Below are 21,519 nucleotides of genomic sequence, written 5' to 3'. Positions count from 1 at the left end.
GGATCAAAATTCAGATAAGGAGTGATTTCATGGTATCCAAGTTCACCTTGCACAAGCATGTAAAATCACTGTCCAGCGTATTTCTCGCTTCAGTGCTTGTACTAGGGTCTATTGCCCCAGCGGCCCTGGCCGAAGAGCAAACCGCTGCGACAATGCAAGCTCAGCAGGTTAAAGTGCTTAATCCAGAGACAGCTTCCGTATTCCTGGATAAGTTCTTTAATTCACCTGAGGCAATGGCACAATATGTGGGAGCCTCCGTGGCTATTGTGAAAGACGGTGAAGTCGTTGCACAAGAAGGCTATGGATATTCTGACCTTGCAGCACAGACACAGGTCGATCCGGAAGAAACGGCTTTTCGTGTAGCCTCCGTATCCAAGACATTTAACGCTGTGGCCGCGATGCAGCTTGTTGAACAAGGAAAAATCGAATTGAAAGCCGATTTCCAGCAATACATAACGGGTCTTGAATTCGATAATCCTTATGACAAACCGGTAACGATTGAGCATTTGCTGACACATACAACAGGGTTTGAGATACGGGATCCTCAGCAGGAAGATATTCACACGGATTTTGATAAAAACGTTTCCATTGAGGATTATGTTCGAGAGCATATGCCTCCCGTTGTTCGTGAACCGGGGAGCTCTTATATGTATGATAACTTTGCCTCTCTCTTATTAGGACTTGTCGTTCAAGAAGTGAGCGGTCAACCGTATGAGGAGTATATGCAGGATCATATTTTTGAACCGCTGGGAATGAAGAACAGCAGCTTCCTGCTGACGGACAAGTTCAAGGAACAGCTCGCAACGGGTTACGATGCAGCGAAGAATCCCATTGATCTATACGCGATATCTCCGAATCCCATGCCTCATGGTGGAATGCTGACGACCGCTGAAGATATCAGCCAATTTATGATCGCCTTCCTAAACGGTGGAACGGACGGTGAGAACCGAATACTGACCGAGTCTACCGTAAATAGTATGGAAATTTATCGTTCGGCAATCCATCCTCTTCTGCCGGACACAACCTATGGGTTTGAAGCCGCTTTTCAGCTCCCTGGAGCCGGAAGCAGCTCTAAGATTATTACGAAGGCAGGAGATCTAACGGGATTCAGTTCTTATCTCTTCCTTATTCCGGAGCAAAATACAGGTGTCTTCCTTACTTATAATCAGACGGGTGCTCTACGAAATTTGTTCTATCCTGCTTTTATTAATGAATTTTTCCCTCAGTATGCAGAGGCAGTCGAATTTGACGACTATGAGCCCCAATCCGCAGATGAGCCTCAGCGTTATTCCGGATTGTACGCAGACCTGCGTTTAAGCACCATCGTCAGCTCTGTTTCAGGAGCAGAGGAGCAGGCAGGCAAGTTGGCCATTCAGGATGCATTCCTTGGGCCTCGTGTCCTTACACAGGTAGAGGAGAATCTGTTTGTCGATGAGATCAGCGGCCAGTTTACCGCATTTAAAGAACACGAAGATGGCAGCGTATATTTGAAAGAGCCCTATCTGAATCCAATGGGTTACGAACGCAAAGGTGTAGCACCAGCAGGGTTTAGGGATGTAAGTCCAAGCAGTCCTTATGCTGAAGCATTATACGCTCTTCAGTCTTTAGGCTATTATCCAAATGACGCAAGTACGTCGGTCAACCCGAAGCATATCGTCACACGAGCTGAATTTGTCAAGGAGATCCTGAAGGTCAGCAACATTCCTGCCAGTAAGACAGCACCTGCAGAAGGAACCGATTGGGCTCAGCATCCTTCCGCTGGCTATATCCAATCCGCTCTGGAAATAGGGATGCTGAGTGAAGCGGAGCAATTTAAACCGAATCAAGCCATCACACGTCAGGAAGCAGCTGTCATGCTGTGGAGAATCTATAAACTACAGTATCCTGATGAACTGTTTACAGAGGTTAAGCTATCTGGAAACACAAGCGAATGGGCCGTTCCTGCGGTCAAAATGATGATCGGGCTTGGTATTTATGGACCCGAAGTAGACATTCATTCGGATGGTTCTGCCGACTTTCAGTCCAAAAAACCGCTGAATGTACAAGAAAATGCAGCTATTATTTATAAACTATTAACACAACCAACAGATCAAATTGCAGCAGCCCTGGCTTCGGAACAAGCTCAAGCAGCAACGTCCTCCGGGGACGAATAAGTCGAGTAATAAGTTGAGGATACAAGGAACTATATAAGAAAGAACACTTCGGTTGCAAAAATGCAGCCTGAAGTGTTCTTTTTGTTAGCATCCTAACTCTAGGAATTAATTAAGGGCAAGCTGATCTACCAGCTTAGGCAGCCAATCATTCAAATTATCAAATTCAAAGCCGGCTTCGGCCGCTGTATTCGTGTTCATATACCAGGAGGCTTCCACTCCAAAAGGTGATGCTGCATCCTCTTCAGTGTCCTTCGTCAGCATAGCCTTCTGACCTGTCTTCGACTCAATGAGCTCCATCAACTCACCTATTGAAATGGTATTCTGTGATGCCGCGTTCACAGGGCCGGTAATGCTGGATGCTCCTGCCCATGCCAGAAAGCGTGCGGCCTCCTCTGAATGAATAAATCCCATTCGGGCGTTCAGATTAGGCAGTCCGATCGGCCGGCCCTCTTTAATGCGATCCACATGGAAATGCAAACGTTTGGTGTAATCATCGGTTCCGAGTACGATCGGGAATCGTACGCATACGACAGGAAAAGAGGCTTGCTGCATAAATACAGCTTCAGCCTGACGTTTACCCTCCTGATATGTAAAGCGGTCGTGTCTGCCATGCTGAATCCCATACGTCGAAGGATCAAAATCCTCTTCCTCCATAGCATCCTTAACCCCTACATCGTAAACGGACAAACTGGATGTAAAAACGTACTTCTTCGTTCTGCCATCAAAGAGCTTCACCGCATCCATGGCTGCATCTGGAGAGTAACAAATATTATCATACACGATATCCCATTCTTCTTTTTCAGCGGCTGCTCGCAGCTGCTCCTCTACCTCGCGATCGACGATGAGATGTCTTACTTCTTCTCCAAAAGGAAGAGGTGTGTTTCCGCGTGTCGCTACCGTAATTTCAGATTTTCCTTCTTGCAGCAGGTACTGCACAAGTCTTTTTCCAAAAAAACGCGTTCCGCCAAGGATTAGAACCTTCTTCATTCTTTCTTCCCTCCATTTCCTCTCATTTAACAGTAAGGTATACAAGACAACAATTAACTACCGCGAAGTCCAAGCCTTCAATCTCGTCCCACATATGATATTCCAAGTCTATCACTGATTTCATAGAGGAGGAATGGTTATGTGGCTGGCTTTAGGATTATCAGTGGCCGCAGTGATTGTGCTCTCGATCATCACATTACGATATTGGGACAAACGGGCAGACAGTAAATTCCACCCTCATGCGCCAAACGAGCTGATTATCAAGTTTGTTGAGGGCACATCACAGGATGACATGAAGGCTCTGCACGAAAAAGCAAAATGTACCGTTATCGATTCATATGAGGATCTAGGATTCTATCGAATTACCTCTAAACGAAAAATGCGTAAAATGCTTAACATATATCGTAAGCACGAGCTGATTGAATCAGCCGAACCCAATCATGTGTACAAGGCCGTATACACTCCGAATGACCCCTTCTATCCTGGCTATCAATATGCTCCACAAAAAGTGCTGGCTCCTGCTGCATGGGACATCACCCAGAGCTCTGCTGCCATAAGAATAGCGGTCGTAGATACCGGTGTACAGCCGGACCATCCTGAGCTGGCTGGAAAATTACTTCCGGGTTATGACTACGTGGATTGGGATCCTAACACCAGCGATGGGAATGGACACGGCACGCATGTCGCCGGAATAGCTGCCGCTGCAACCAACAATGGAGTCGGCATTGCCGGCATGGCTCCCTTCGCCTCCATCATCCCCATTCGCTCTTTGGATAACAGCGGGAATGGCTTATTGTCCAGTGTCGCTAATGGCATTGTCTATGCCGCGAACAATGGAGCACATGTCGTGAACTTAAGTCTTGGATCACCCGCTAACGATTCGTTTCTTCAAGCGGCTGTGCAGTATGCCTGGGATCGTGGCGCTGTTGTTATTGCAGCGGCGGGTAACGATAACACAACAACACCCATGTATCCGGCCTATCTCCCCGGTGTCGTCGCAGTGGCATCAACGAATGCATCGGATGTGAAGTCGGCCTTTTCCAATTACGGTGCATGGGTCGATGTTGCAGCACCTGGTGACCAAATCTTGTCCACGTATCTTGGCAGCAGCTATGCTTATTTAAGCGGTACTTCAATGGCTGCGCCTCTCGTATCAGGTCTTGCAGCTCTGCTTGCAGCTCAGGGCAGATCGAACGTCAATGTAAGAGACTGTATTGTATTTACTTGCGACCCGATCGCAGGTACAGGCACTTACTGGGCGCATGTCCGCATAAATGCATTACGGGCAGTACAGCAGCCTGTCTCTTAAACCAATGGACCGATCTCAGTAAAGTCTATCTCATCGGTGTAAAATCTTTGACTTGTCCTAATATTTGATCAATTCTCGCTAGAGTAGTAGAATCCAGCTCAATATCTACGGATTTCGCATTCTCCACAATTTGTTCGGGTCTGCTGGCACCTATCAATGCAGAGCTGATTCCCGGCAGGCGAAGTGTCCATGCAAGTGCGAGCTGAGACAGCTTCACCCCAAGTTCATTCGCTAGTCCATCGAGCTGGTACACCACCTCAAGCACGTCGTCACGCAGGTAACTGCGGATCACTCCATTCACGGCTTCATTAGCTGCTCGTGTACCTGCCGGCGGTTTCGCTCCTGGCTTGTATTTACCTGTGAGGATACCCTGGGCAAGCGGTGAAAATACGATCTGACCCATTCCTGCTTGCTCGGACACACTCAGCACCTCTTCTTCTATGTAACGTTCGAACATATTATATATCGGTTGATTGGCAATGAGGGGACGGAGATTCAGTTGTTTCGAGATGACTGCAGCCTCTGTAATCTGAGCAGGACTCCACTCGCTAATTGCAGCGTATAGGATTTTGCCTTGTGCAGTTAGATCATCCAGTGCACGCAGAGTCTCTTCCGTAGGTGTTTCATCATCATACCGATGGCAAAAATAGATGTCGATATAGTCTGTTCCCAGACGCGTAAGACTCGCCTCACATTGCTCTATGATTGCTTTTCTGGACAAACCTTTATCATTAGGTCCCTCTCCCATCGGGAAGAACACCTTCGTGCTCAGCACATAGTCCGAGCGTTTATAGGATCTTAGAGCTGCTCCTAACGCCTTTTCTCCCTCACCCCGATTGTACGCATTAGCCGTATCAAAAAAATTGATTCCGCATTCAAAGGCCTTATCAATACAAGCATCTGCTGCCTGCTGTTCTGCCGCTGTACCATAGGTTAACCAGCTGCCCAGACCAATCTCACTAACCTTGATTCCGCTTGATCCTACTCTCCTGTATTTCATGGACTCTCGCTTCCTCTCTGCATATGATTTTATTTTCTAATAGAGTGAAACCAATGACCCCTTCAATATATAGGAAATTCGGAATAAAGGGCAATGGGGAAATTTGATGTTGACCATTATATTTACACAGCATGGAATAACAAAACCGCGCAAGCCACCTGGATTCGTGACAATGCGCGGTTTATTATTAATCTAGCTATTTTTACTTCAGACGCCACGTAATTAGTGCATTCACTACGATTAGAACACCCGCAGCCATGAATAGCATCCCAACATTCGTGAATTCAATAAATACACCAGCGATGCCGAGTCCAATGGGAGCCGCCAGCAAAGACATGCTGCCTATAAAGCTAAACACTCTGCCGAGCAGGTGCGGTTCAATCTCGCTTTGAATTAATGCAGAGAACGGAGCGGAAAAGATCGGACCAGAGAGCCCGATTAACAGACTCATGACGACAAATACATAGAATGCGGATGCCGGCAGAATACCTGATATAAATAAAGCAACGCCCATAATGAGCATGCCTCCTGCCATAAGCCGAACCTTGCTGAATCTGTCACCGAATATCCCTATCACGGATGCACCCACGATCAATCCGATGGCAAAGACGATTTCAACCATTCCTGCCTGAAGTACACCCTGATCAAAATGGTTTCTTACCATCAGTGGAAAGTACGTACCAACGGGAATATATAGAATGCTGACGACCATGATCAGGATCGCCAATCTCCATACCTTGGGATGGCTAACGATCTCATGGTAGCCTTCTTTCATCTCAGCTAACAGGCTCGTTCCACTGTGCTCCACTTGTTTAGACAGCTTGGGTATTTTAATGAACAATACAATGGTTGAAGCAATCAAGGCTCCAAAGACGTCAATGAGCAGAACCCATTCCAGGGAGCTGGCAGCAAGAATGCTCATCCCCAGCGCGGGTCCAGCAATATTCGTAATGGATCCTACCATTTGACCCCAGCCGGAAGCCTTGGTCAGATGCTCTTCAGGAACAAGCAGTGGAATCGTAGCCTGCATGGCAGGCATATGAAAGGCCGTGGCTAAGGACCGAATGACCAATACTACAATAATAAGTCCAATACCAGGCTCTTGATACAGCATGGTGATAAATAGCAAGAGACTCCCTAAAGCGACGGTCATATCAGCTGCAATCATCATAAGTTTGCGTGAATAACGGTCAATAAGGGTTCCTGCAAGCGGACCAATCAATGCCTGGGGAAGAAAACCCGCAATTCCAGCTATGGCTAATATGAGCGGAGAACCCGTCGTGTCGGTCAGCCACCAGATCATACTAAACTGCACCGCAGCACTGCTCAGTAATGAGAAGAATTGGCCTGTATATAAAGCAATAAATATAGGTTTCCATTTGTTCATCGTCATATGAATCGATACCTCCAAAATTAGCGTATCGATTACTCATCGATACGAGCTTTAAATTAGATCTGAACTAATCTAAGCTCGTATCAAAAGAACAACAACATCATCATATATATCCCTCCAAATAAAAAGTACACAGAATGTACTGCTCCGTGTACAACCTATACTTTACCTGCGGCCCGGAATAATGTCTAGCCTAATCAACCAATTCAAATAAATTCCATCCGTCAATACAGGGTTAGATGACAACATCGTCAATGAAAAGCCTTGCTTACACCGCTGAACAGCTTCATCTTACACTGCGCTGTAGTCAATCTCCATGAACTGAACGACTTCCTTCTCCCAACGCTCAGTTACAAACTCCACATGCTTCGGATGTACATTGTATGCCTCATAATCTTCCCGACTGTTGAACACCATAGAAAATCCATAATCATATGTATTCTTTGGGCTGATCTCGCGAAACACTTGAAAATGGTTAACGGTAGGAATACTGCTGAGTGCAGATTTGCCTTCTTGAAGAAATGCGGATTCTTCCGATGAGCCATGAGCGTGTTTCAGTGAAAATACTACAGAATGTATAATTTGCTGTTGTTCCATCCTATTCACTCCTTGAATTTGTAATTGTATACTTCTAATATTATACGGAAATTATAACCGCTTCCTATGAATATTTGATATGTTCTGAAACTTATTTGGTCCTCATAACGTCTTTTGATTGTAATTTATTTACAGTCAGGAGGACAAACACATGAATAAGCGCCATGGAGCACGTGGTGTAACAGCTATAATTACGACGATCATGCTTCTTACTAATGCAGGAGGGTCTACTCTATGGGCTTCCGATTCTTTAACTAAATCACCATCCTCTAGCTCATCGAATTCATTACTGCATGCTAGCAGCACCGCCTTTACACAAGTTGAAGCAGAACAATGGAATTCGATTGGACTTCGAGCTGATGGTACCGTATGGACTTGGGGAAGAAATTACGGGCTGATGGAATCACCCGCATTATTTAGAATCGTGAGCCCTGCGAGACTGGATATTCCTGCTGAATTTGTCATGATCAAAGAGATGGGACAGAAACTGCTCGGTCTCAAAAAGGATGGCACGGTATGGTTATGGGAGTCAGTGTCACAGACTTCTAACTCTTCTACAGCACTTCATCAAGTACCATCTCTTACAGATGTAGAGTCTATATCTACACTTGGCAATATCGTGCTCGCTTTGAAACAAGATGGAACCGTATGGGGATGGCATTATGACATCCATTCCGGCCATTCAAGTATACCTCTGCAAATAAAAGGATTAGTCCATATCAACAGCATCGGCACAAGCTCATATCAGATGGCACATGCTCTCAATTCAGCTGGAACCGTATGGGTATTCACAGTGACGATAGATAACAAGGAACAGGTGGTATTTTCTAAACCGAAAAAACTTGAGAATCTACCTGAACTTCACACGGTCAGCGCCTATTCTCCAGATCAAATGTATGGTATCACTTCCTCAGGAACTACACTCAAATGGGGCATTGATATGTCCACTTCAAAAATTCGGTTATCGATGAAGCCGCGGAAAATATACCCGGCGTTGAAAATGCAGAGTGTAGATGTTCATCGTGATTATGCGGCTCTATTAACTACCGATGGCGAGCTCTGGATCGACGGGAAACGACCGACTGGTAAAGGCGGCCATATCGTTTCTCTTAAACGCTTCAAGCAGGTGTCCGCAGGAGAATATCATGTGCTGGCTATTGATACGCAAGGAAAGGTATGGGGATTTGGAGCAAACAAATGGAACGAAATCGGAATTCCTAGTACAAGAGACAGCATGGTATATACTCCGCAGCTCGTACGTGATGGCATAACGATCAAGGTGAATGGAGAGGTGCTCTATTCTCCGTATACCGCTGTTATGAATAATCAATTGATCAGCGTTCCGCTAAGGCAAGTGGTTGAGGCATTAGACGCGAAGCTGGTTGTAACTTCATCATCCCATGTCGGTCCAGAGTCACGTCTCTATACAATCACAAATGGTCTAACCTCTGCGTCTTTTGAGATGAACCAACCTGAAGTGAGCATCAATGGGAGAGTAATAACACTGAGCAGTACGCCATACTTAGAAACGAATGCAGTGATGATTCCGGCAGCTTTACTTAAGAAAATGGGTTATCAAGTGAACTGGAATGCTCAGTTGGCTGAGCTCCAAATTAACAGTAACGAATAGCAAGAATGAAGAAAGACCTGTCCCATACAATATAGGAGCAGGTCTTCTTATGTTACTGAATATTATTCAAAAGGATATCGTAGTCCCCACTGGCCACGAATTTGATCAAGCAGCTTCATAATGGATACAGACTCGTCCAGCGGAATCACAGAGCTCTCTGTGCGTCCTTCAATCAAGCATCTGCCAAGCTCTTCGGCTTCAAATGCGTAACCAATGCTTTCGCGATCATCCTCAAACGTTGTTACATTGCCGTTAACATGGAGTTCTGCTGTATATGCATTGAGGAAAGACGGAATGCGGATATGTCCATCAGTGCCGTAAATAAAAGCTTCATTGGTGAGGCCGAGACGCACGGCTCCGTTCAGCTGAGCAGTTTTACCGCTGCCGTAGGAGAATAGTAGTGAGAACTCTTCATCTACACCCGTCTCCCCAATATGTGCTGTACTCCACACCTGCTCGGGTTCAGCACCGAAGATCATGGATGCAAAGGATACCGGATAGATCCCCGCATCTAATAATGCGCCGCCTCCAAGCTTAGGATTTAAGAGCCTGCCTTCTGGATCGTAATTTGCACGGAAGCCGAAATCCGCCTTAACCAGCTTAATTTCTCCAATCTTCCCTTCATTCAGCCACTCTCTTACCTTACATATAGCCGGGAGAAATCTCGTCCACATTCCTTCCATAAGGAAGACCTTATTCTCTCTTGCGAAGGATACGAGCTCTTCTACTTCACCGGCATTCACTGTAAAAGGCTTTTCGCATAATACCGCTTTTCCTGCTCTTAGACACAGGAGAACATTTTCCTTATGAAAAGGATGCGGTGTAGCTACATAGATCGCATCCACCTCAGGATCATTCACCAAGTCTTCGTAACTGGCATGTGCTTTCTTAATTCCATACTCGGCGGCAAATTTCTCCGCACTCTCCGCAGTTCTTGAACCGACGGCATAGGCCTCTCCATTGCTTGCATAGGCAAGGTCCTTCGTGAACTGAGATGCGATCCATCCTGTTCCTAATATTCCCCACTTAATCGTTTTCGACATGTTATGTACCCCTCTCCTCAAATCACAAATTGTCACCGTTTTCAAATCACACTGGATATGTTTGCTGTGGCATCACTTCTGTGAACCATTATAAAGGACTTCCATGAAGATTGCGATAAAGGATGACAAAAAAAGGAACACATCAGCGATGTGTCCCTCTCTTCCGTATGAACTACACTTCGATAATGATGGGTAGTATCATCGGTCTTCTTTTGGTTTCGCTATATATAAATCGTCCTACGTCATCCTTCAAGATTTGCTTGATCAGGTTCCATTGACTCGCTTCTGATTCGGACAGACTGTCCATCGAGTCCAAGATCACTTGATGAATTTGCTCCATCAGCGCTTCGTTCTCTTTGACGAATACGAATCCGCGTGAGATAACTTCTGGAGAAGCCATCATTTTTCGCTCTGTTTTGCTTAGCGTGGTAACAATGATCAGCATACCATCAGAGGCCAGATGTCTCCGATCTCTGAGTACAATGTTCCCGACATCACCGACGCCTAAACCATCGACGAGATTGTTCCCTGCATGTACCTTAGGTCCCATTGAAGCTGATCCATTTTTGATTTGGATGGTTTCGCCGTTCCTGACGATAAATACATTCTCGCTGGGTACACCTACCGATTCAGCAAGCAGGCGATGCTTGTACAGCATTCGAAATTCACCGTGGACGGGAAATAAATATTCCGGCTTCATCAGCGTCAGCATCAGCTTTAACTCCTCCTGACTACCATGACCAGAGACGTGCATACCCGAAGCACTGCCTGAGCCGTAAATAACTTTAGCGCCGATGCCATACAGATTGTCAACGACGTTGGATAGATTACGTTCGTTGCCAGGAATCGCTCCGGCAGCAATAATTACCGTATCTCCGGGCAATATTTCAATGTGCGGATGCTGTGAGCTTGCGAGCCGGGACAATGCAGCCATAGGCTCTCCTTGACTCCCCGTACATAGAACGGCGATCTGCTCTGGAGGATATTTCTCGGAATCTCTTGCATCAATCAGCAGACCTTCAGGAATTCGCAGATAACCTAGATCATTGGCTACTTCGACCACATTCACCATGCTGCGTCCAAGCAATGCCAGCTTACGATTCGTTTCAATGGCCGCATCAATAATCTGCTGGACTCGATTCACATTCGAAGCGAAGGTGGAGATGAACACCTGCTGTTTGGCACTGGAGAAGGCATCAAGGATATGGCTGCCGACAATTCGTTCAGAGGGAGTAAAGCCGGCACGCTCAGCATTGGTACTCTCTGATATCAATACCTTAACGCCCTTCTTCCCGATCTCTGCCATCCGATGAAGGTCCGGATACGGTCCATTTACAGGCGACATGTCAAATTTAAAATCACCTGTATGGACTACCGTGCCCTCAGGCGTGTCGAATACTATGCCGAGACAATCCGGAATACTGTGGATCGTCGGAAAAAAGGAAGCTCGAATGGAGCCTGCGTCAACGACCGAATTCTCATCGATGACATGCAGCTGGGATTCGTCTAACAATCCGTGTTCCTTCAGCTTTATTTTGATTAAACCAATGGTTAATGCGGTTCCATACACCGGTATATTGAGCTGCTTGAGCAAATAGGGGATGCCGCCAATGTGATCCTCATGCCCGTGGGTGACCACAAGTGCCTTGATATCCTCTTGATGATCTAACAGGTAGGAGAAGTCAGGCACAATTAGATCAATTCCCGGCAGGCTTTCATCTGGGAATTTCGATCCGCAATCAATAAGTACAAGATCACGGTCATACTGAATAAAGTACATATTTTTACCGATTTCGTTGACACCGCCTAGAGCTGCGATTAACAACCGACTAGCTTCCGTCCTCAATACGAAATACCTCCCTTTCATGTTCGAGAAAAGATGATTAGGACTCTTTGGTTCCGTAAGTCTGCTTCTTCCTCAGTTCACGATTATCATGATCTACCCATATGTGGAAGACATATTCGAACGCAGCCATAACCAGAGAGATAATCAGAATGTCTGTGAGTGTGGTGTTCCAGAACATAAGCTCCTTAAATATCCATAGAACGGCAAATACAAAAACAAAATCTGCTACCGTTGCTATGATGTTGTTCGTTTTTCGAAATACTACAATATCTCCGAATAAAAAACCGATAGAAGCAATCAGCAGAGCAGCAAACCATGAAGTGATGAAGGAAGCATCGGAGAGCCACATCAGCAGTCCTGTCACCAGCACACTGTATGCTAGAAATTTTGTCATTTCTTTTTTGATATGAATCGCTCCTTCTGAAATGAAATAGATTCTAGATGTTATATTATCCGCAAATTGCAATTTACATCCAAAATGATTCAGAAGTTTAACAGCGTACTATTCGACTCTAATTGTAAACATATAGCTGGCACTTCCCTTGTCCCAGGAAGCATAAACACTATAAATGTAAATACCTGCTATTCCTGGTGCAGTCATCGTGTTATAATCCAATGGGACATTTTCGGATTGCAGATCATCCGTCCAATTCACTACTCCTATTGAGCCCTCCCATCAGGCTATAAGTTGAGCAAACAATGTACAGTTAAACAACTAAATCTTCAGGGCTTAAACCAATATAATAGTAAAGGATGCTTGCACACATGGTAAGTAACAATGGAGTTGCTAACGCCTGGAAAAAGAACACCGCCCTATTCTTAACCAGCCAGACCATTTCGCTATTCGGCTCCTCGCTGGTTCAGTATGCCATCATGTGGTATATCACTTTGGAGACCCAATCCGGCATTATGATGACCATCTCCATTATTTGCGGATTTGTTCCTGCCTTCTTCCTATCCCCCTTTGCAGGAGTATGGGCAGACCGGTATAACCGGAAGCTCTTGATTATGCTCGCAGACTCCATGATTGCCCTATCGACACTGGTACTTGCTGTGTTGTTCCTGCTTGGTTACGAGGCCATTTGGCTGCTCTTCGTGATGTCTGCAATTCGGGCGGTCGGCACAGGGATACAGACTCCGGCAGTAGGGGCCATTCTTCCACAGTTTGTACCAGAGGATCAATTAACCAGAGTTAACGGAATTAACGGAAGTATCCAAGCCTTCATCATGATCATATCTCCTATGGCAAGCGCAGCATTGCTTACGAAGGCCAGCATTGAAGTCATTTTCTTTATCGACGTCGTTACGGCACTAATTGCGATTCTTACTCTCTTGTTCTTCCTTCGTGTTTCTGCGCATACCAAGGCGATGCAGGATCAAACTACCAGCTATTTGGAAGATTTGAAAAAAGGTATTAAATATATTGGCGATCACACCTTCCTGAAGAAATTTTTCGTTTATGTCGCATTATTTAACGTTCTTGCTGCACCTGCTGCTTTTCTCACACCTTTGCAGGTTACAAGAACCTTTGGAAGTGATGTATGGAGATTAACCGCTATTGAAATTACATTTGCGATTGGCATGATGATCGGAGGAATATTGCTCGCAACCTGGGGCGGGTTCAAAAACAAAATCCATACCATGGCGATGGCAGGCTTGATGATGGGAGCATGTACGATCGCACTTGGCGTAGTCCCGATCTTCGCCATTTACTTAACCTTTATGAGCTTGTTTGGACTCGCAATGCCTTTCTTTAATACGCCATTCACTGTCCTCCTGCAAGAAAAAGTAGAGCCCGACTATCTGGGAAGAGTGTTTGGTGTCCTCACGATGATATCCACTTCGATGATGCCGCTTGGCATGCTTGTATTTGGCCCCGTTGCGGATGTCGTCGCTATAGAATGGCTGCTGATGGGAACCGGCATATTGCTGCTGGTATTGGTATTCACTCTTATTGGAAACAAAGTGCTGGTTGAAGTCGGTAAACCTGCTGTTAATGAAGATACGCATTAAAAATACAAAAAGGCTGCCCAGAAGGCAGCCTTTTTCCTGTTTCTATATCTTATTGAACTTTTTGAAAGGTGTTTTGATGCTCCTTGTTCCATAATTCCTGAAAATAGTTGCTGCGACACATGAGCTCCTCGAAACTCCCTGCATCTTCAATCGCTCCGTCTTTCACTAATAGTATTTTATCAACATCCTTGATGAAGCTAAGCCGATGTGCAACCACAAGCATCGTCTTCTCCTTGAACATATGCAGCATCTCACGCATAATCTGCTTCTCTAGAATATTGTCCAGCGCAGACACTGGTTCGTCCAGAATTACAAGCGGACGCTGCTGACCCATAATCCGGGCAAAAGCAAGCCTTTGCTTCTCCCCGCCAGACAATTTGGTCCCTCTTTCCCTCACCCAAGTGTCCAGCTGCTGAGGAAGTCCTCTCACTTTATTTTTCAAGCCAACCTTATCCAGCAATTCATATAAGTCTTCATCGCAGTGATTCGGCAGCAGCAGATTATGACGAATCGTCGTATCAAAAATCGGGGGCTCCTGCGAAATGTAGGACAACTGATCATACAGATGATGAAGATGAAGCTCGTCAATATTAATCCCATCGATTAATATTCTGCCGGATTTTTTCTTGAGCAGGCCCGTCATCAGCTTGACGATGGTTGATTTACCACTCCCACTCATGCCGGCAATGGCAACCGAGCTGCCCTGCTCAATTGTAAAGCTAACCTCGTTTAAGATTCGATGATTCTCATAATCGTAAGTGACCTTATCAAACTCAATTCTTCCTCTCAGGGCACTAATTGAAATGCCGATATCTAGATTCTGATCCTCTGGTTTGTTCAGGAAAGCTTCAAACCGCGAATAAGTAACCCGGTCCAGCTTGTAATCCACATACAGCACATTGAAGATTGCAATTGGCATATATACTTGATCAATGAACATGATCATCGCAACAATGACACCAATAGACAAGTCACCTGCAATGATTTGGTTCGCACCGTAGAAGATAACTCCGATCTTGATCACATTAACAAACAGAGCAAAAATCGCAAAAAATGCTTCATGCACAAGTCTAATCTGAGTACTTCTCTTGATGATTTGACCCGATGTACGAGTCATTCGATCGATTTCTCTCTGATAACGCCTATTCAAGCGAAACACAACCAGCTCCATAAATCCGCGAACGGTGTATCTCGACATTTGCTCCTGATCTGCGATCAGCGATGCTTTCACACGATAGAGGGTCTTAAGCAGCAAGTGCGTCATTACGAATACAAGCACGTAGCCGGCTAAAATAATGAACATAATATGGATATTATATAATCCGATAAATAACAGGCTGAACGCAATCTTTGGAAGCAACTCATGAAATATGGTGAGGTAGAACGAATGCAGCATTTTGCCTCCTGCCTGAGCTCCGTTCTCAATCACCTTGATCATCTCGCCGGTTCCAATACTTTGATACGATGCATAATCAATTTTGGACACTTTGGTTAATGCGAAGATCTTTAGTTTCTCAACAATGCTGTTTGATAAATAGGTATTTGGATATTCATCGACATAATTCAGAATAGTCAATCCGATGAGCACCGCACCATAGAGGATGATGAACCATATCATTTCTTCGATATGCTCCACAGTAATAATGGTATCCAGTAATTGCTGGAACATTTGGATCCCCAGTGCTTCTAAGTATTGAATGGCAAATCCAATCAGAATATATATGACAATCATCCATCTAAAATGCTTTACACAGCTCTTCAACAAGACACGTCTAACCTCCATCAGTGAAATGTAAAAAAAGCCAAGGAAGCACCATAGCAGTGACAAATGAACCCTGGCTCTCCGGCCATAGGCGTATTTGTCCTCTTGCAGTGTCCCTTGACTCTTTTTATAAAAATGGTCAATTCCGGGCACCGTTCTAGTCATTAATCAACACTCGGCCAAAGGGCAGACTGCCCCCTTGGCGGCTGGTACGCGTTTTACCCAGCCCGATGATTAATTACTTCGAACGATACGGAATGCCATCCTCTTCACCTCGTATGTATAGACTGTTCTTATTGTAAATGATGGAAAAATGGTTGTACAGTCATTCCTTGTACTCAGAAGCCAATATGCCGTAATACTCCAAGTCCTCATATTGTCCCCACTTCATCACATGCTGCGGGAATGTCCCCTCTAGCTTCATGCCAATCTTTCTCATGACTGTGGAAGAAGCAGGATTACGAACTAACGCTGCTGCCCAAACCCGATTTAATTGCAGATCGTAAAAAGCAAATTGGAGTACACATTGAGCCGCTTCCGTACCATATCCCTGTCCCCAAAACGGTTTGCCAATCCAATAAGCAAGCTCAGCATGATTGTGATTACGGTTAACCTGCAACCCCACGACGCCCATGAACTCGGTTGTCAGTGCATCAAGAACGGCAAAGGAATACCCATCTCCCTTAGACTGAATGGCTTGCCTCCGTACTATAAAAGCTTCGGCAGTTCCTGCAGGATAGGGATAAGGAATGTTTAATGTCGTACTTGCAATATCCTTTTCAGTCAGCAAGGCTTCCATTGCAGCAGCGTCCTGTCGGTCCAAGGACCGTAATACCAGCCTGTCCGTCGTTCTTTGTTCCATCATACCTCACCCTCTCAGCAAACGCTCTTTTTTATACTGCTTGTCTCTCAAGTAATCATCCCATGAATCGAGCAGTCGTTCCGGCTCTGCTTCTATTAAATCCATTGCTGCATCCTCATGCCGGCTGCGAAGATCATTCATAATGTCAATTAAATCCTCGCGGTCCAGCAGCCTTACACCATTATATCCTGCCAGCTTCAAGCAAGCATCCGTATAAATGCCAGATGTAATAACGATAGACTTCTGGGCCCTGTAAAATGGCATCGCACTATATATCTCCTGTACAGCAGACAGCCCTACCGGATTACTAACTGCATATCGCTTGGCCTGAATAATTGCCCGATTCCCATTCCGATCGGTAAACACCAGATCCGCTCCAAAATCCCGGCTGCTCACGGTCTTGTAAGCATCTTCGTATCCCAAGGCGAGAAATAAGCGAAACAAATATTCTTCGAAATCCTTGCCATCTTCCATACGATCGATGTCTTTAATAGTGATCTTGTAAGGATTAAGCTCCCTTCGCCTGCGCCTTCTCGATATACGGATAATAATTCTAGCGGCGATGACAATCATGATGGCTGCCACTATGGCATAAATTACGGCCAACATTTAATTCCTCCCTATTCTTTGAGTCCCGATATGTATGCTTGCTTGCGTATGAAGGAATCCTGTGTTCCGAAATCAAGAAAATAATAAGAACATGCATTCTCCTGCTAAACAAATTATAAATGGACTGCTTCGAAAGGTAAAGTATAACAACTACAGAAGCAACAACGCTTCACGTTATGTTGGAAACTGGCTGATTTTGACAAAATCACATGTTAACGGATATCGTATAAGATGAAAAACCTAATCCAGGAATACAGGAGGTATGCAAAATGGAATACACTTATCTCGGAAGAAGTGGTTTGCAAGTATCCAGACTCTGTCTCGGTACAATGACATATGGTGCCTGGGATATGGATGAGAGCAGCTCTCTGTCTATCATTGACAAGGTGCTGGGTTCGGGGATTAATTTCATTGATACGGCAGATACATATGGTAAAGGAACGACAGAGGAGATTATTGGCAAGGCGCTTCATGGAAGACGGGATCAATTCATCGTTGCGACCAAGTTTAAAGTACGGACCGCCGAAGGCGTCAATGGTGAAGGAGCCAGTCGATATCGCATTATGCGGCAGGTAGAGGCAAGCTTGAAGCGACTGAATACGGATTACATCGATTTGTATCAGATCCACCGCCCGGATCCATACACTCCGCTTGACGAAACTCTTCGTGCGATGGATGATCTCGTTACTCAAGGCAAAGTACGATACATTGGATGTTCGAATTTTGAAGCTTGGCGTATTGTTGAATCCCTGTGGGTCAGTGAGAAGATGAATTTGGAGCGCTTTGTCACCAATCAGCCATCCTACAACATGTTCAATCGTTATATTGAACAGGAGATCTTACCTGTCTCCGAGCGGCATGGATTGTCAACATTAGCTTACTCTCCATTAGATGGGGGCTGGTTATCCGGCAAATATCGCAGCGGACAACCCCTTCCATCAAATTCTCGCGGTGAACGGATGGATACAGAAGCTCCAGTGAATCGTGATAAGCTGGCTAAAGTGGACAAACTCGCTGAAATTGCTGAGGCCAAAGGAATTACACTCGGTCAATTTGCTCTTGCCTGGCTGCTTCATCGGCCAAGTGTGATTCCCGTAATTGGAGTTAGAAATGAACAACAGCTACATAGCAATCTTAAGGCACTCGATATCAAACTTACGGAAGAGGAAATAAGACGAGTTGAGGAGATATCCCCTAGTCCTTATATCGACTTTTCTCAAGACGGCAGCTTCTGGTTTGACGAGCCCAGGGCTTATCGATTCAAGTAAGTTCCGACTAGCAATCCGTCCAGCTCTAAACTACTAAATATATTACAGCCCGAGCATATTCTTAATGACGATAAAAATGACGGGGATGAACAACGCTGGGATCATATTCATCGTTTTGAAATGCTTGATACCCTTAATGCTGAGCCCGGAACTAAGAATAAGCACGCCGCCTACGATCGAAATTTCGGTGAGCAGCTCGGGCGTAATATAACCAGCTACCGCACCTGCGAGCACATAAATTAATCCCTGCCAGCAGAACAGCACAGCAGCTGACCAGGCAATTCCAAAGCCAAAGGTGGATGCCAGCACCATGGACGTGATCCCATCTAACATTGCATTGGACAGCAGGTAAGTATGATTACCGTTCAGTGCACTTTCAATAGGTCCCACAATGGATAATGTACCGATACAGAACAGCATGATCGCTGTCGTTAAACCTTCTGCCAGATTCCCTTTCGAGATGCGGGATACTGCGCTTTTGAAGCTGCTCTCAAGATTCAGCCTCTCTCCAATCAGACCACCTACCGCTAGACTGACGATGAACAGTACAGGATAATGACTGTCAGGCAAATATTTAACGATGGAGCTAATGCCAAGTGCGGTAACAGCCAGCCCCATCGCCTGCATCAAAATGTCCTGGTAGCGCTCCCCGACTCCCTTCTTAAATATACTTCCCAGTGCACTTCCCACCAGGATCGTTGCTACATTTACAATCGTTCCTATCACTTGATTTCCTCTCCTATTTGGGTTTTTGTTAAACACAGAATAAACCCTCCAGTTACTGGAGGGTCAATGTTATTTTACAGGGATCTGTATTTCGGTTACAAACTTGGACGTATCCTGCGTAAGACCATAATCGATATACGTAATCTCTAGCCCATCATCCATGATACGATAGCCATTGTCTGCAATGTAATCCATCAGCTGTTCATAATATGGGGCTGCATCCTCATGTGTACCTGCAAACCGAATCGTAATATTCATACTTTGAGGAAGAAGCTTCTGTTCTATATGAAATGGCTTACCCTCTTCCTCAACAACGACAAAGATCGAATCATACTCCTCAAAGCGTCTTGCAATAAGGCTCTCCAATGCAATGGATAGTCCTACTTTTCCCAGAAAAATCGTTGATTTCATCTTGGTTTGATTCTCCAGCATACGAATCGGCAATTCTAAATTATCACTCTTATGTATCTTATGCTTCAGGACTACAATCGCTCTTTCGGGCAGCTCTATCTCACGAATTTTATACAGCTCATTCACATTGGCTGCATCCTGGATTTGATGAATTCGACTTTCTATCTTTTGCTTAATTTGTGTGAACTCATTGATTTTATCTACCGTTCTTTGATGCTGTTCCTGAAGGAGCTGCAGGATATGATCAATATCGCGATGATCGAGAAACTGCTTGATTTGTTTGAGCGGAACGCCGAGTGCCTTCAGATAGAGGATGGTATTCAGCTGTTCAAATTGATCTATTGAGTAATAGCGATATCCCGTAGTGGTGTCCACGGACGCCGGTCTAAATAAATCTATTTCGTCATAGTACCGAAGTGTACGAATGTCGATCTGAAAGAGCTTTGAAATCTCCCCGATCAGGAACAGGTTGTCCATTTCTGACTCGATCCTCCTATTTTCTCTGTAAATCAATATATCATAGTTTGAAAATCGAGGGAAAACAATAGGCATGGGCTTAAGCGGAAATTCCAATGTAAATAAAGTATCTCAAGGGGGATCTAGATTAATTTTGTCATCTTCTAAATGAACTTTTCGTATTGACGAAAGGCTGAACCATAGCCCACATATTGCTAATCCAACTAGCGGAATCCATACAGCTGTGGTGAAACCTAGATGTTCAGCAAGTCCTCCTCCTAGTGGAGCTCCAATAACAACAGCACTACGGTTAATAGATCGAAGTGTGGCATTCATACGACCTTGAAGGTGAGGTGGTGTGACATATTGTCTGTATCCCATTTCAAGAGGTCCCTCAATCCCCATCGCAAATCCATAAACGAACTGTCCTACAATCACATACAGGAGGACAGTGAACTGGGACTCAGAATGGTTAACTGTTGAAGCTAGAGCCGTCAACATAACTGCTGGTGCATAAAGAATTCGAGAAAAAGTGATGCCACGTCCAACACCAAATCGTGTACCAACGATATGAGATAGTGAGGTCCCAACAACTGCACCAACACCGGAAGCACTGAGGATATATCCAAGAAGTGTAGCATTAAGGCTAAGATCAATTAGATAAAAAGAGGTTAGTATTGTCATTGTCATACTATGAAAGAGGAACCATAGATGGGTATTCAGAGCAAGTGTGCGCAGATATGGATGTTGATAAACCCATCTCAATCCTTCCTTAATTTGCTGACCAAGAGGCTCCGTATTCATTCTTTTTGAGAATGGATGTTTAATTGATATCAATTATACTCCTGAAAACAAATACGATAAGGCATCAAAAAGAAGGGCAAACGGTGCACTCACGAATGAAACAAGTCCACCTCCAATTGCTGGACCACTTGCCTCCGCGACGGCTGAACTTTGTTCTAACCTTGCATTTGCACGTGTTAATAAAGGACGAGGGACCAATTGTGGCACAAAGGACTGGTAGGCAGTATCATTAAATAGTGATAATACACCAAACAAAACTAAGAGGGTAATTAGCCAACCAATACTGATCATTCCTGAAATAGACATTAAACAAATAAAGATTAGAACAATGCCACGTCCTATATCTGTTATGACCAATATAGTCTTCCGGTGAAAACGATCAACGAGAACACCAGCAATTAATCCTAAGAGTATGTAGGGAAGCCACCTTGATGCTGAAACCCAGCCTAAATCTACCGCACCCCCTCCCAAATGTTCAACCACTAATACCTGAAGAGCAAGCGTAGTTATATATGTACCAAAACTTGAAGCTGTAGAAGAAACCCAAAAACGAACAAAATCTCTGTTCTCCCTTAATTTCATCGGAATTGCACCTCATTTGTCATTTATTAGCTATCCAATATTTTTCCTTAACCTCTTAAATTCCCTTC

18 protein-coding genes and 1 pseudogene are annotated in these 21,519 nt (G+C 44.8%); 5 read left to right on the top strand and 14 right to left on the bottom strand.

Features of this window, described 5'->3' with window-relative positions:
* Nucleotides 1-29 precede the first annotated feature (29 nt).
* Entirely contained in the window at nucleotides 30-2,153 is a 2,124-nt protein-coding gene (locus tag TCA2_RS11375) for a serine hydrolase (protein ID WP_047911737.1), read from the top strand.
* 105 nt (nucleotides 2,154-2,258) lie between these two features.
* Here the strand turns inward: TCA2_RS11375 and TCA2_RS11370 are convergent, their stop codons facing one another.
* Nucleotides 2,259-3,140 (bottom strand): NAD-dependent epimerase/dehydratase family protein, encoded by an 882-nt coding sequence (locus TCA2_RS11370; protein WP_047911736.1) that lies wholly within the window; start codon nucleotides 3,138-3,140, stop codon nucleotides 2,259-2,261.
* A 139-nt stretch (nucleotides 3,141-3,279) separates the two neighbouring features.
* Here TCA2_RS11370 and TCA2_RS11365 point away from each other — a divergent pair, with 139 nt between their 5' ends.
* Nucleotides 3,280-4,449: a S8 family peptidase gene (locus TCA2_RS11365; protein WP_052511915.1), complete on the top strand. Its 1,170-nt coding sequence runs from the start codon at nucleotides 3,280-3,282 to the stop codon at nucleotides 4,447-4,449.
* Nucleotides 4,450-4,474: 25 nt separating this feature from the next.
* Here TCA2_RS11365 and TCA2_RS11360 read toward each other — a convergent pair whose 3' ends face one another.
* From TCA2_RS11360 to TCA2_RS11350, 3 genes are all read right to left on the bottom strand, one after another.
* Entirely contained in the window at nucleotides 4,475-5,449 is a 975-nt protein-coding gene (locus tag TCA2_RS11360) for an aldo/keto reductase family protein (RefSeq protein ID WP_047911735.1), read from the bottom strand.
* Between the two features lie 202 nt (nucleotides 5,450-5,651).
* Entirely contained in the window at nucleotides 5,652-6,842 is a 1,191-nt protein-coding gene (locus tag TCA2_RS11355) for an MFS transporter (RefSeq protein ID WP_052511913.1), read from the bottom strand.
* 291 nt (nucleotides 6,843-7,133) lie between these two features.
* Complete coding sequence (locus TCA2_RS11350; RefSeq protein WP_047911734.1) at nucleotides 7,134-7,439, bottom strand: Dabb family protein; 306 nt, start codon at nucleotides 7,437-7,439, stop codon at nucleotides 7,134-7,136.
* 151 nt (nucleotides 7,440-7,590) lie between these two features.
* Between TCA2_RS11350 and TCA2_RS11345 the strand changes: the two genes are divergently transcribed.
* Nucleotides 7,591-9,069, top strand: a complete 1,479-nt coding sequence (locus TCA2_RS11345) for a stalk domain-containing protein (protein ID WP_047911733.1) — start codon at nucleotides 7,591-7,593, stop codon at nucleotides 9,067-9,069.
* Between the two features lie 62 nt (nucleotides 9,070-9,131).
* Here TCA2_RS11345 and TCA2_RS11340 read toward each other — a convergent pair whose 3' ends face one another.
* The 4 genes from TCA2_RS11340 to TCA2_RS27175 all read right to left on the bottom strand — a co-directional run bounded on the left by TCA2_RS11340 (nucleotide 9,132) and on the right by TCA2_RS27175 (nucleotide 12,613).
* Nucleotides 9,132-10,112 (bottom strand): Gfo/Idh/MocA family protein, encoded by a 981-nt coding sequence (locus TCA2_RS11340; protein WP_047911732.1) that lies wholly within the window; start codon nucleotides 10,110-10,112, stop codon nucleotides 9,132-9,134.
* A gap of 172 nt (nucleotides 10,113-10,284) precedes the next feature.
* Entirely contained in the window at nucleotides 10,285-11,979 is a 1,695-nt protein-coding gene (locus TCA2_RS11335) for a ribonuclease J (protein WP_047911731.1), read from the bottom strand.
* Between the two features lie 16 nt (nucleotides 11,980-11,995).
* Complete coding sequence (locus TCA2_RS11330) at nucleotides 11,996-12,424, bottom strand: DUF2512 family protein (RefSeq protein WP_047911730.1); 429 nt, start codon at nucleotides 12,422-12,424, stop codon at nucleotides 11,996-11,998.
* Nucleotides 12,425-12,460: 36 nt separating this feature from the next.
* A complete protein-coding gene (locus tag TCA2_RS27175; protein WP_193746028.1) occupies nucleotides 12,461-12,613 on the bottom strand; it encodes a hypothetical protein in 153 nt (50 codons plus the stop codon).
* Between the two features lie 110 nt (nucleotides 12,614-12,723).
* On the opposite strand from TCA2_RS27175, the gene TCA2_RS11325 reads away from it, so the two are divergent.
* Nucleotides 12,724-13,971: an MFS transporter gene (locus TCA2_RS11325; RefSeq protein WP_047911729.1), complete on the top strand. Its 1,248-nt coding sequence runs from the start codon at nucleotides 12,724-12,726 to the stop codon at nucleotides 13,969-13,971.
* Between the two features lie 49 nt (nucleotides 13,972-14,020).
* Here the strand turns inward: TCA2_RS11325 and TCA2_RS11320 are convergent, their stop codons facing one another.
* The 3 genes from TCA2_RS11320 to TCA2_RS11310 all read right to left on the bottom strand — a co-directional run bounded on the left by TCA2_RS11320 (nucleotide 14,021) and on the right by TCA2_RS11310 (nucleotide 17,204).
* The gene (locus TCA2_RS11320; protein ID WP_238546355.1) at nucleotides 14,021-15,898 is read right to left on the bottom strand and encodes an ABC transporter ATP-binding protein; all 1,878 of its coding nucleotides are present in this window, start codon (nucleotides 15,896-15,898) and stop codon (nucleotides 14,021-14,023) included.
* A 160-nt stretch (nucleotides 15,899-16,058) separates the two neighbouring features.
* A complete protein-coding gene (locus TCA2_RS11315; RefSeq protein WP_052511909.1) occupies nucleotides 16,059-16,598 on the bottom strand; it encodes a GNAT family N-acetyltransferase in 540 nt (179 codons plus the stop codon).
* Between the two features lie 3 nt (nucleotides 16,599-16,601).
* Nucleotides 16,602-17,204, bottom strand: coding sequence for a restriction endonuclease (locus TCA2_RS11310; protein WP_047911728.1), 603 nt, complete (start codon nucleotides 17,202-17,204; stop codon nucleotides 16,602-16,604).
* A gap of 269 nt (nucleotides 17,205-17,473) precedes the next feature.
* On the opposite strand from TCA2_RS11310, the gene TCA2_RS11305 reads away from it, so the two are divergent.
* The gene (locus tag TCA2_RS11305; protein ID WP_047911727.1) at nucleotides 17,474-18,472 is read left to right on the top strand and encodes an aldo/keto reductase; all 999 of its coding nucleotides are present in this window, start codon (nucleotides 17,474-17,476) and stop codon (nucleotides 18,470-18,472) included.
* 42 nt (nucleotides 18,473-18,514) lie between these two features.
* Here TCA2_RS11305 and TCA2_RS11300 read toward each other — a convergent pair whose 3' ends face one another.
* The 3 genes and pseudogenes from TCA2_RS11300 to TCA2_RS11290 form a co-directional block, all read right to left on the bottom strand.
* Complete coding sequence (locus TCA2_RS11300; RefSeq protein WP_047911726.1) at nucleotides 18,515-19,198, bottom strand: DUF554 domain-containing protein; 684 nt, start codon at nucleotides 19,196-19,198, stop codon at nucleotides 18,515-18,517.
* Between the two features lie 69 nt (nucleotides 19,199-19,267).
* Nucleotides 19,268-20,086, bottom strand: a complete 819-nt coding sequence (locus tag TCA2_RS11295; protein WP_047911725.1) for a MerR family transcriptional regulator — start codon at nucleotides 20,084-20,086, stop codon at nucleotides 19,268-19,270.
* Between the two features lie 111 nt (nucleotides 20,087-20,197).
* Nucleotides 20,198-21,451 (bottom strand): annotated as a pseudogene (locus tag TCA2_RS11290) (MFS transporter).
* Nucleotides 21,452-21,519 lie beyond the last annotated feature (68 nt).

The organism is Paenibacillus sp. TCA20 (genome assembly GCF_000732325.1).
Lineage (GTDB): Bacteria > Bacillota > Bacilli > Paenibacillales > Paenibacillaceae > Paenibacillus > Paenibacillus urinalis.
Note: the sequence above shows the minus strand (reverse complement) of the source record. Positions and strands in the feature narration are given on the sequence as shown.

Excerpts from the sequence above, each read along its gene's own strand:
- TCA2_RS11375 (WP_047911737.1), top strand. The coding sequence starts at position 30 with ATGGTATCCAAGTTCACCTTGCACAAGCATGTAAAATCACTGTCCAGC.
- TCA2_RS11370 (WP_047911736.1), bottom strand. The coding sequence starts at position 3,140 with ATGAAGAAGGTTCTAATCCTTGGCGGAACGCGTTTTTTTGGAAAAAGA.
- TCA2_RS11365 (WP_052511915.1), top strand. The coding sequence starts at position 3,280 with ATGTGGCTGGCTTTAGGATTATCAGTGGCCGCAGTGATTGTGCTCTCG.
- TCA2_RS11360 (WP_047911735.1), bottom strand. The coding sequence starts at position 5,449 with ATGAAATACAGGAGAGTAGGATCAAGCGGAATCAAGGTTAGTGAGATT.
- TCA2_RS11355 (WP_052511913.1), bottom strand. The coding sequence starts at position 6,842 with ATGACGATGAACAAATGGAAACCTATATTTATTGCTTTATATACAGGC.
- TCA2_RS11350 (WP_047911734.1), bottom strand. The coding sequence starts at position 7,439 with ATGGAACAACAGCAAATTATACATTCTGTAGTATTTTCACTGAAACAC.
- TCA2_RS11345 (WP_047911733.1), top strand. The coding sequence starts at position 7,591 with ATGAATAAGCGCCATGGAGCACGTGGTGTAACAGCTATAATTACGACG.
- TCA2_RS11340 (WP_047911732.1), bottom strand. The coding sequence starts at position 10,112 with ATGTCGAAAACGATTAAGTGGGGAATATTAGGAACAGGATGGATCGCA.
- TCA2_RS11335 (WP_047911731.1), bottom strand. The coding sequence starts at position 11,979 with ATGAAAGGGAGGTATTTCGTATTGAGGACGGAAGCTAGTCGGTTGTTA.
- TCA2_RS11325 (WP_047911729.1), top strand. The coding sequence starts at position 12,724 with ATGGTAAGTAACAATGGAGTTGCTAACGCCTGGAAAAAGAACACCGCC.
- TCA2_RS11320 (WP_238546355.1), bottom strand. The coding sequence starts at position 15,898 with ATGACTAGAACGGTGCCCGGAATTGACCATTTTTATAAAAAGAGTCAA.
- TCA2_RS11315 (WP_052511909.1), bottom strand. The coding sequence starts at position 16,598 with ATGATGGAACAAAGAACGACGGACAGGCTGGTATTACGGTCCTTGGAC.
- TCA2_RS11310 (WP_047911728.1), bottom strand. The coding sequence starts at position 17,204 with ATGTTGGCCGTAATTTATGCCATAGTGGCAGCCATCATGATTGTCATC.
- TCA2_RS11305 (WP_047911727.1), top strand. The coding sequence starts at position 17,474 with ATGGAATACACTTATCTCGGAAGAAGTGGTTTGCAAGTATCCAGACTC.
- TCA2_RS11295 (WP_047911725.1), bottom strand. The coding sequence starts at position 20,086 with ATGGACAACCTGTTCCTGATCGGGGAGATTTCAAAGCTCTTTCAGATC.